The organism is Rhodococcus sp. NPDC059179 (assembly GCF_042754885.1).
In the GTDB taxonomy this organism is placed as follows: Bacteria; Actinomycetota; Actinomycetes; order Mycobacteriales; family Mycobacteriaceae; genus Rhodococcus_G.
Window position 1 is genome coordinate 53769 of sequence record NZ_JBHZBV010000018.1, and the last position, 10300, is coordinate 64068.

Here is a 10300-nt window from a genome sequence, read left to right on the forward strand (position 1 = left end):
GCGGAGGTCGCAGTCACCGGTTTCGAAACGGCGCTGGGGCGCCCTCGAAACGAGGGCGCCCCAGCGTCAGGTGGGGTGTCCGGCTACTTGAGCTCGGCGGAGGACTTGCCGAGCAGGCGGCGCGCGATGATCAGCTGCTGGATCTGCTGGGTGCCCTCGAAGATGTCGAGGATCTTGCTGTCGCGGGCCCACTTTTCGAGCAGCGGGCGCTGCGAGTAGCCGTAGGTGCCCGCCAGCTCGACCGCCTTGAGCGAGATCGCGGTGCCGGTACGGCCTGCCTTGGCCTTGGACATCGACGCCTCGAGCGAGTTCGGCTTCTTGTTGTCCGCCATCCAGGTCGCGCGCAGCGCCAGCAGGTAGGCGGCCTCCCAGTCGGCCTCGAGCTGAAGGAATTCGGCGGCCGCGGCGTGCTGGTTGTAGGCCGGGGTGTCGTAGGAGACCTCGACCCCCGCGTCCGACAGGACCTCGCGCAGTTCCTCGAGCGCTGCCCGGCCGAGGCCGATCGCCATGCCCGCCACGATCGGGCGGGTGTTGTCGAAGGTCTGCATGACCCCGCCGAAGCCCTTCTCGACGTTCACACCCGGGTCGCCGAGGATGTTGTCCTTCGGGATCCGGCAGTCCTGCAGCAGCAGCACCGCTGTGTCGGAGGCCTTGATGCCCAGCTTGTGCTCGAGACGGGCGACGGACAGGCCAGGTGCGTCCCGCGGCACGACGAAGGACTTGATGGCGGCGCGGCCCTTCGACTTGTCCACGGACGCCCACACCACGATGTGGCTGGAGCGCTCGCCCGCGGTGACGAAGATCTTCTCGCCGTTGAGGACGTACTCGTCGCCGTCGAGGACCGCGGTGGCGGTGACGGCGGCCGAGTCGGAGCCGAAGCTCGGCTCGGTGATGGCCATCGAGGCCCACACCTTGCCGAACCGCTCGAGCTGCTCATCGGTGGCGACCGCGGCGATGGCCGAATTGCCCAGGCCCTGGTAAGGGATCGACAGGGTCAGTCCGACGTCGCCCCAGCAGGTTTCGATGACGTTCATCAGCGAGGCCATGTTGCCGCCGTTGGCGTTGCCGATGACGCTCGGCGCGTCACCGCGGCCGAGGGCGGCGCCGGATGCGCCGGTGCCGGAGTCGTTGAGGCCCTCGACCATGGCGGCCATGGTGTCGAGTTCGACGGGGTACTCGTGCTCGGCGAGGTCGTACTTGCGCGAGACCGGCCGCAGGATCTGGGCGGCTACCTGGTGCGCCTGGTTCGCCGACGCTTTGAGCTTCTTGGGGAGTTCGAGATTGATCATGAGAGTCTCCTAGTAATGACTGGCCGCGTCAGATGAGGACGATGCCCTCGGCAACGCCGATGGCACGGAGGTCGCGGTACCAGCGCTCGACCGGGTGCTCCTTGGTGTAGCCGTGGCCGCCGAGCAGCTGCACGCCGTCGAGGCCGATCTGCATGCCCTTCTCGGATGCCAGCTTTCGGGCCAGCGCGGACTCGCGGGCGAAGGACATGCCCTGTTCCGCGCGCGACGCGCCGCGGAGGGTGACCAGCCGCAGACCGTCGAGCTCGATGGCGATGTTCGCGACCATGAAGGCAACCGCCTGACGGTGGCTGATCGGCTCGCCGAACGCCTCGCGCTCGTTGACGTAGGGGATCACGTAGTCCAGCACGGCCTGACCGGTGCCGACCGCCATCGAGGCCCAGCCCAGGCGGGCGAGCCGGATCGCGTTCGCGTAGTCGGTGGCGCGCTGATCGGCGTCACCGTCGCCGAGGATGGCGGACTCGGGCACCGCGACATCGGTGAGGATCAGTCGGCCGAGGCCCGCCGCGCGCAGTCCCATGCTCGGGTCCGCCTCCACGACGAGGCCCTTCGCGTCGGATTCGACGATGAAGAAGGCGGGCTTCCCGTCGAGTTCCGCTGCGACGAGGAACAATTCGGAGTCCGCGGCGGCGGGGACGAAGGACTTGACGCCGTTGAGCTTGTAGCCGCTGGGCGAGCGAACCGCCTTGGTCTGCAACGCGAACGGGTCGAACAGCGCGCGGGGCTCGCTGACCACGACGGCCGCGTTCGGTACCTTCTCGCCGGTGAAGGCCGGGAGGTAGGTCTGCTGCTGTCCGTCCGTGCCCCACTGGGTCAGTGCCACCGCGACGCCGCTGGGCGCGAGGATCGGCAACGCCAGGCCCATGTCACCGTGCGCGAGTGCCTCGGCGACGAGGGAGTTGGTGACCGCGCCGCGCTCGCTGGCTGCGCCGTCGAGCTCCTCGGGCACGTTGATCAGCGTGATGCCGAGCTCCGCGGCCCGCGCGACCAGGTCGGCGGGCGATGCGGCTGCCGCGTCGGCGTCGTGCGCGGCTGGACGCAGGATCTCGTCGGCGAACTCGCGGACCGTCTCGACGATCATCTTCTGCTCGTCGTTCGGGGTGAGGTCGAAGTAGTCGGCGTTCTTGGCCTCGCCGTCGGGGAGGCGCTTCGGCTGGCCGCCGCCGGAGACCTTGGTGAAGGTGCGGGTGGCCGCGCCGAGCGTCTTGAAGCCGGTCTTGGTGCCCTCGTAGGTGACCCGGTCGATCGTCTGACGAAGGTTGTACTTCTCGGCCAACTCGGACCCGGTGATCCTGGTCAGCACCCGCATGGCCGCCCCCATCGCGTCCCGCTTCACCGGGTTCAGGCCTACTGCGGAGGTATCGCGGGGCTCACGCTTGGCGCCGTTCGCTCTCACAACGCTGTCTTGCTTACTCATGATCACCAGTTTCTCGGTGTATCGGTCGTGGACGCCCGTTATCTTACTCCGGAGTAAGGTAGGAAGTCGAGAAACGCCCCTGGTCCCTCACCTACCGTTGAGTCGTGATCGAGATCCGACCGCGTCGTGACCTGCGTCTGCTGGTGCGCTGCCTGCCCCTGGTGCTGGTGCCCCTGATGCTGCTGGCCAGCAACTTTCCGGGCGAGTACCAGGTGCCGATCGGATACTGGTTGCTGTCGATGGCGGCGGCCGCGGTATTCGTGGTCGGCGACCGGTGGCCGCTGCCGGTGTCGGTGGCGCTGTCCGCGCTGGCGGTCCCGTTGTTCGCGGCGCACTCGTGGGGACTGTCCGGACTTGTCCCGTATCTCGGGGCGGTGGCGCTGGCCGAGGTGGCGATGCGGACGCATCGGACCTGGCAGGTGGTCACGGCCACCGCCTGCTGGGCCGGAGCCGTGCTCGCCGGGCTCTGGTCGGACAGCTATTCGACGTTCTGGCGCGCCGCCACCGCCGTCGCGGCGGTGGCCTACGTCGGCCTGCCGCTGCTGGTCGGCCTGTATCTGCGCGCGCAGCGGGACCTCGCGGTGACCTACCGAGCACAGGCGGTGGAGGCCGAATCACGCAGGGCGGACGCCGAACTCCACGCCCGAGCGGCCGAGCGCAGCGCCCTGGCGCGGGAGCTGCACGACCTCGTCGCGCATCACATGGCCTCGATCGTGTTGCGTATCGGGGTCGCGCGGCACGTGCTGGCCGACGCCGATCCGCGCGTGCACGGCGTTCTCGACGACGTGCACGCGACCGCGTCCGACGCGCTCGCCGACATCCGCAGGCTGCTGGTGGCGCTGCGTGATCCGGCGTTGGGCGAGGTCGCACTGGTCGAGTCCGATGCGGTGCCGGTGGAGATTGCCGCCGCGATCGAGCGGACCCGCGCCGCCGGGTTTGCTGTCTCCTCCGAGGTGGACCCGGACCTCGGTGGGCTGGACGCGATCGGGAGGCTCACGCTGCTGCGGGTGGTGCAGGAATCGCTGACCAATGTCATGAAGCATGCGGACCCCGGCGGCGCCGTCGCGGTCACGGTGGCGCGCCGAAGCGCAGGCATCGCCGTCCGGGTCACCAACACGGGTCACGGAGACGGCACCTCGAATCCGTCCGGGCACGGCATCATCGGGATGGGCGAGCGGGTCGAACTCGTCGGCGGCACCCTCGATGTCGGACCCACCGAGCGGGGGTGGGAGGTCGACGCCTGGCTACCCGGCATCGATTCGACAACGGGCGTAGGAGAGAAATGATCCGACTGCTGATCGTCGACGACCAGCGCCTGGTCCGAGCGGGGCTGCGAATGCTGTGCGAGTCGACCGAGGACCTCGAGGTGGTCGGTGAGGCGTCGAACGGCGCGGAGGCGATCCGGATGTCGGCCGAACTGTCGCCGGACGTGATCCTGATGGACCTGCGGATGCCGGGGCTGGACGGGATCGAGGCGACCAGGCAGATCCTCGGGTCGCGATCGTCCGCGAAGGTCTTGGTGCTCACCACCTTCGACGACGACGACCATCTCTACCCCGCGCTGGCGGCTGGGGCGGCCGGCTTCCTGGTCAAGGACACCGCACCCACCGACCTGCTGAGCGCGATCAGGCGGACCGCCGAGGGGGACATGCTGTTCTCGCCGTCCTTGCTGCGTCGGCTGGTCGATCGGGCGCTCGACACCGGCCCGCCGGAGGGCGAGGGCGCCGGGGCGGCAACCCTGACGGTGCGCGAGCAGGAGGTGCTGGCCCTGGTCGGCGAGGGGCTGAGCAACCGGGAGATCGCCGATGGGCTGCACCTCGGGGTGACGACGGTGAAGACGCACATTGCGAACCTGATGGACAAGACCGGCTGCGACAACCGGGTGCGGCTCGCGGTCTACTCGCACAAACGCGGCTGAGCCGCAGCCGTCAAAACGTGCACACAACCTTCACAACTCCTGCGGGGCATCCCCACAAACGGCCAATACAGTCGACTGCATGACCCCGCGAAGAGTGCTCGTCGTCGACGACGAACGCAGGATCTCCGAGTCGATCGCCGCCCGGTTGCGTGCCGAGGGGTACGAGGTCGAGACGGCCGTCGACGGGCCGGGCGCGGTGGCGGCGTGTGCGAGCTTCGCCCCGGACGCGGTGGTGCTGGACGTCATGCTGCCCGGTTTCGACGGGCTCGAGGTGTGCAGGCGAATCCAGGCCACACGTCCCGTTCCGGTACTGATGCTGACGGCCCGGGCCGACGAGACCGACATGGTGATCGGGCTCGGGGTGGGTGCGGACGACTACCTGAGCAAGCCGTTCAGCATGCGGGTGCTGGTGGCCCGGATCGCCGCGCTGCTGCGCCGGGCCGATCGCGCCGTCCCGGAGAAGTCCGAGATCTTGACCGTCGGGGCGGTGACGATCGACCTCACCGCCCGGCGGGTTCGGCTCGGCTCGGACGAGGTGCACCTGACCCGAACCGAGTTCGACCTGCTCTCGCACCTTGCGTTGCGGCCGCGGGCGGCGATCGCTCGCGAAACGTTGCTCGAGCAGGTCTGGGGCTGGGGCGATGCCGCGAGCAGTCGCACCGTCGACAGTCACGTGAAGGCGCTGCGGCGCAAGCTGGGTGGAGACATGATCCGCACTGTGCACGGGGTGGGCTACGCGCTGGAGGTGCCGAGATGAACTGGCCCAGACCGCTCGATCCGTGGCGGTCGTTCAAGGTCAAGACCGCACTGGTGGTGGGGGCGTCGCTGTTCCTCGCCTCGGTGACGTTCTGGGCCACGTCCCAGTGGCAGTTCCGGTTCGCGCTGCTGGCCGCGTTGCTGGTCTCGCTGGCGGTCGTCCAGGTGCTCGCGCACGGGATGACCTCACCGCTGCGGGAGATGACCGCCGCCGCGAAGGCGATGGCGACCGGGGACTACTCCCGCAGGGTGCGCTCGACCTCACGCGACGAGATCGGGCAGCTGGCAACGGCGTTCAACCAGATGGCCGAGGACCTCGAGGCGGACGACCGGTACCGACGCGAACTGATCGGCAACGTCTCGCACGAACTGCGCACCCCCATCGCGGCCCTGCAGGCGGTGCTCGAGAACGTCGTCGACGGTGTCGAGACACCCGATCACGAGACGATGCGGTCGGCGCTGGCGCAGACCGAGCGCCTGGGCAAGCTGGTGGCGGACCTGCTGGATCTGTCCAGGATCGAAGGCGGCGCCGTGCCGCTGCAGCGCACCACCTTCGAGATCGAACCCTTCTTGGACGAGGTGATCAGGCAGGCGAGCGGCCCCGCGGGACCACTACTGGCGGAGGTGGAGGTGACGCCTGCGGGCCTTCGCGCTGTGGCGGACACCGCCCGGCTCCATCAGGTGATCACCAACCTCATCGACAACGCGGCGCGGCACGGCTCGCCGGATGCACCTGTGCGGGTTCGCGTCCGACTCGACCAGTACTCGGGCGACCTGATCCTGGACGTGCACGACGACGGCCCCGGCATCCCCGCGCAGGACCGGTCCCGGGTGTTCGAGCGCTTCACCCGCGGCGGCGCGCAGGACGGCGGGACCGGGCTCGGGCTCGCGATCGCCCGCTGGGCGGTGGAACTGCACCAAGGCCGGATCGAGGTTCAGGGCACGGGCCCGGGTTGCTGCATCCGGGTGACGCTGCCGCAGGCATAGCTCCGCACACAACGAATTCCCTTTGGGGTCCGGCCCTTCCAGCCGGTCCCTTGATGACGGCTGCCCGCACGACGGGCAGGCGCGGATCGCAGGAGGACCAGATGACCGCAGAAACGATGAATCGAGCCGCCGCACCGCAGGCGGCGCCCCGACGGGAATGGCCTCGCGGCATGTGGCGTCGCGACCGGACCTCGGTGGCCCCACGCGCGACCCTGGCGGCCGCGCTGGGCGCGGGCGCGATCGCGACCCTGACCCTGCAGGTGACGGTGGTGAGCGTCGCGTATCTGCTCACCGGAGTGGCGGTGGCAGCGACCGCCTTCGCGACCGTTCGCCCGCGCCCGACGAGACTCCAGCTCGGTGCCGTCGCCGGCGCGCTCGCCCTGCTCGCGGTCGCGGCGGTGCGCGGGGCCGAGTGGCTGGTCACCCTGTGTGTCGTGGCGAGCTGGGTCGTCGGATCGGTCGCCCTGGTCGGGGGCTGGACGTGGACGGGGCTCGCGCTCGCGTCGATCGCGCTCTGGTTCACCCCGGCGCGAGTGACCGGGTGGGTGCGGCGCGGTCGGGCCCGGTTGGGCACGGGGCGCGGTGTGAAGCCCGGCCGGCTGATCGCGGTGACGGCGATCAGCGTCGCCCTGGTGCTGGTCTTCGGATCCCTCTTCGTGAGCGCGGATCCCGAGTTCGGCAAGCTGTTCGGCGCCGTGGTCCCGGACGTGCGGGTGTCGAACCCGGTCGGCCGCCTGATCCTCGGGTTCCTCGTCATGGGCACGGCACTCGCGGCGGCCTACCTGCGGCGACGCACCCCGCGGTTCGATTCCCTTGCGCCGCGAACCGGGCGTCCGGTCGCGCGGTGGGAGTGGGCGGTGCCGCTGGCGCTGCTTGACCTGTTGTTCGCCGGCTTCGTCGCAGTGCAGGTGCGGGTGCTGTTCGGCGGGGACGGCCACGTGCAGGACACGGACAACCTGACCTACGCGGACTACGCGCGGCAGGGCTTCTGGCAGCTCACCGCGGTCACGGTCCTCACGCTGGCCGTCATCGCGGTTGCCGTGCGCAAGGTGGATCGGCAGCATGCGGGGGACCGGGCGGTGGCACGGCTGCTCCTGGGGCTGCTCTGCGTCTTGACGCTCGTGATCGTCGCGTCGGCGGTACACCGAATGTCGCTGTACGAGAGCGAGTTCGGATTCACCCGGCTGCGATTGAGCGTGATGGCAGCGGAGTTGTGGTTTGGCGTGGTCTTCGTCGCGCTGATCGTGGCCGGGATCCGGATGTCCGCACGGTGGCTCCCGCGGGCAGTCCTGGCGTCGGCGGCCGTCGGCCTGCTCGGATTCGCGGGAGTCAACCCGGACGCCTACATCGCCGAGCGGAACGTGACGCGATACGCGGACACCGGTGACATCGACCTCGGGTACCTGCGCGGTCTGTCGGTCGATGCGGTGCCCGCGCTCGACCGGCTGCCGGAGCCGGCGCGGTCGTGCGCGCTCATCGGTATCGACGTCGACGGCGACCCGGCGTGGTTCGAGTACAACGCCGCGCGGGCGCGTGCCAGGGAGATCATGCGGGAGAGGCCGGTGGGGCAGTGCCTCAAGTCCACGGCGGGATGGGCCTCTTGACCCACATGATCTTCTCGTCGGCGTGCGCGGGAGTGGCCTGCGGGTGGTCGGGGTTCGCCGCGGCCCACGACGACTTCTGGTCGAGGAGCTCGGCCGCCACTGTCCAGGTTTCCCGGGTGCTCGGTGGATTCGCGCCTGCCGCCCGCGCGAGCTTGCGCAGCCGGTCGTCGGGCAGGTCGAGCAGTTCGGCCCCGCTGATGCCCCGGTCCCAGGCGAACCGGGCCAGCTCAGTGGCCTTCTCCCGCCGCTTCCTGTCGGCCGCGTCGGTGTGCGCGAAGTCGACCTCGCTCGGATCCATCGGGCCTCCCGACCACTAGCCGCCGTGGCCCCCGTGTCCGCCGCCAGCGGGTGCTGCGGGTGCAGGCATCTCCATCTTCATGTTCATGTCCATCTTCATCGGGGCGGGCCGCTGACCCGGCTCGAGGACGAGGAACTGACCCATCATGCCCTGATCCTCGTGCAGCAGCAGATGGCAGTGGTACATGTACGGGAAGGTCGGGTCGGAGTACTCGGTGAAGCGCAGCGCCAACCGGAACCGCACACCCGGCGGCGTGTAGACGGTGTCCTTCCAGCCGGCCAGCGCAGGCGGCGGCGGGGTGCCGTCGATGTCGATGATCTGGAACTGGACGTCGTGCACGTGGAAGTTGTGCGGCCAGTTGTCGACGTTGCGCACCGTCCAGACCTCGGTGGTGTCGATGGCGGGGGAGAAGTCGATGCGGTTCATGTCCATCTGGGCGCCGTTGATCATGAACCACTGCAGCTCGAAGCTGCGTTCGGCGGCCGCATCCGCCGGGTCGAGCCGGGGAATCGTCGCGAGCGACGCGGGCAGCGCCGCGGAGGCGCCCGGGTTCTTGCCGGGCCGCAGCTCGAGGATGTCGAAGCTGTCCTGCACCCCGAACGCGGCGGCGTCGCCGCGGTCGAGGCCGGCGCGGTCCGCGAACGGCAGCGCGCGCAGCAGCGTGTTCGACCCGTCCACGGCGACCACGATCTCGGCCCGCTCGCCGGGGCTGAGCTGGACCCGGGTGAGCGCCACCGGCGCCGCGAGCAGCCCGCCGTCGCTCGCGACCAGATGGAACTCGCGGTCGTCGGAGAATCCGAGGTTGTACATCCGACCCGCGGAACCGTTGAGGATCCGCAGCCGGACCTTCTCCGTGCTCACCGACAGGTGGGCGCCCGCGATCCCGTTGGTGACGATGGTGTCGCCGAGCAGTCCGATGTCGGTGGGGTCGGATTCGTCCAGCGTGCCGTCGGCGGTGAAGCGCTTGTCCTGGATGATCAGCGGGATGTCGTCCACCCCATAGGTCTTGGGCAGGTCGACGGCGTCGGTGACCTCGTCGTCAACCAGGAACAGTCCGGCCAGCCCCCGGTAGACGTGCTTCTCGGTGGAGCCGTGTGGGTGCGGGTGGTACCAGAGGGTCGCGCCCGGCTGGTTCACGGTCCACGCCGGTTCCCAGCGGGCACCGGGCTCGATGGTCTGGTGCGGGCCGCCGTCGAAACGTGCGGGCACGTGCATCCCGTGCCAGTGCACCGTGGTGGCCTCGGGCAGGGCGTTGTCGATGGTGAATGCGACCGATTCGCCGCGGCGTGCGCGGATCGTCGGCCCCAGCATCGAACCGTTGAACCCCCACGTCGCGGTGGACTTTCCGGCGAGGATCTCCGAGCTGCCCGCACCGGCGGAGAGGGTGAAGTGCCTTGTGCCAGCCGCATCGACTGTGGCGGCCGCGAGCGGCGGGATCGGCAGCGGCCGGGCGAAGGGGCCGCCTTGATTCGCCGGGCTCGATTGTCCGACGGCGCATCCGGCGGACAGTGCGAGCGGGGTGGCGGCGAGGCCCATCAGGAAGGTGCGGCGGGAGACGACGTTCATGCGTCCAGTCTTCGGGGCGGCGGTGCGCGTGACGCCCGCCCCGAGGCCGGTGATCCGGAGGCACGGGTCCTCCCGGCGGCCCTTGTGCGAGCTGTCGCGGTGTGTTAAGGCGCGGGGCCATGCGCTGCTCGCCGCGCTTTTCTAGAATCGCCCTGCCTAGAACGGCGGTGGCTGGTGGCGGAAGCGTTCGCGCAGGATCGCCTGGTGTTCGTCGTGGTGGGCGCGGAGTCGTTCGCATTGGGCGAGGTGGTCCGGGTCGGTGATGGTGGTGAGGTCGGCGAGGGTGGGCGGTAGGTCTGCCGGGTGCATGTGGGTTTCCCACCAGGTCGGCTCGTAGATCCCGAGGTCCGGCGGTTCCGGCGGCGGGGACGCGTGTGTCAGTTTCGGGGCCGGTCGGGGCGTGGGCTCCTTGTCCTGTCTGCTGGGGCGTTGTTCCACAGGCGTCGG

At 69.9% G+C, this 10300-nt stretch carries 9 protein-coding genes and 1 pseudogene; 5 read left to right on the forward strand and 5 right to left on the reverse strand.

The window, feature by feature from the left end:
• Positions 1-83: 83 nt before the first annotated feature.
• Both ACFXMV_RS22375 and ACFXMV_RS22380 read right to left on the reverse strand, forming a co-directional pair.
• Entirely contained in the window at positions 84-1289 is a 1206-nt protein-coding gene (locus tag ACFXMV_RS22375; RefSeq protein ID WP_378499956.1) for an acyl-CoA dehydrogenase family protein, read from the reverse strand.
• A gap of 28 nt (positions 1290-1317) precedes the next feature.
• Entirely contained in the window at positions 1318-2730 is a 1413-nt protein-coding gene (locus ACFXMV_RS22380; protein WP_378499955.1) for an acyl-CoA dehydrogenase family protein, read from the reverse strand.
• A gap of 98 nt (positions 2731-2828) precedes the next feature.
• Between ACFXMV_RS22380 and ACFXMV_RS22385 the strand changes: the two genes are divergently transcribed.
• From ACFXMV_RS22385 to ACFXMV_RS22405, 5 genes are all read left to right on the forward strand, one after another.
• Entirely contained in the window at positions 2829-4010 is a 1182-nt protein-coding gene (locus tag ACFXMV_RS22385; protein WP_378499954.1) for a sensor histidine kinase, read from the forward strand.
• Entirely contained in the window at positions 4007-4642 is a 636-nt protein-coding gene (locus ACFXMV_RS22390) for a response regulator (protein ID WP_378499953.1), read from the forward strand. The genes ACFXMV_RS22385 and ACFXMV_RS22390 overlap by 4 nt, the downstream gene beginning before the upstream one ends.
• 79 nt (positions 4643-4721) lie before the next feature.
• A complete protein-coding gene (locus ACFXMV_RS22395) occupies positions 4722-5399 on the forward strand; it encodes a response regulator (RefSeq protein ID WP_378499952.1) in 678 nt (225 codons plus the stop codon).
• Positions 5396-6385 (forward strand): ATP-binding protein, encoded by a 990-nt coding sequence (locus tag ACFXMV_RS22400; protein ID WP_378499951.1) that lies wholly within the window; start codon positions 5396-5398, stop codon positions 6383-6385. Before ACFXMV_RS22395 ends, ACFXMV_RS22400 begins: the two co-directional genes overlap by 4 nt.
• 101 nt (positions 6386-6486) lie before the next feature.
• Complete coding sequence (locus ACFXMV_RS22405) at positions 6487-7989, forward strand: DUF4153 domain-containing protein (RefSeq protein ID WP_378499950.1); 1503 nt, start codon at positions 6487-6489, stop codon at positions 7987-7989.
• Here ACFXMV_RS22405 and ACFXMV_RS22410 read toward each other — a convergent pair.
• The 3 genes and pseudogenes from ACFXMV_RS22410 to ACFXMV_RS22420 all read right to left on the reverse strand — a co-directional run.
• Entirely contained in the window at positions 7961-8287 is a 327-nt protein-coding gene (locus ACFXMV_RS22410) for a hypothetical protein (protein ID WP_378499949.1), read from the reverse strand. The two genes, ACFXMV_RS22405 and ACFXMV_RS22410, sit on opposite strands and share 29 nt — an antisense overlap.
• A gap of 15 nt (positions 8288-8302) precedes the next feature.
• Positions 8303-9853, reverse strand: a complete 1551-nt coding sequence (locus ACFXMV_RS22415) for a multicopper oxidase domain-containing protein (protein ID WP_378499948.1) — start codon at positions 9851-9853, stop codon at positions 8303-8305.
• A 156-nt stretch (positions 9854-10009) separates the two neighbouring features.
• Positions 10010-10300, reverse strand: a pseudogene (locus ACFXMV_RS22420) (hypothetical protein); the annotation flags it as partial.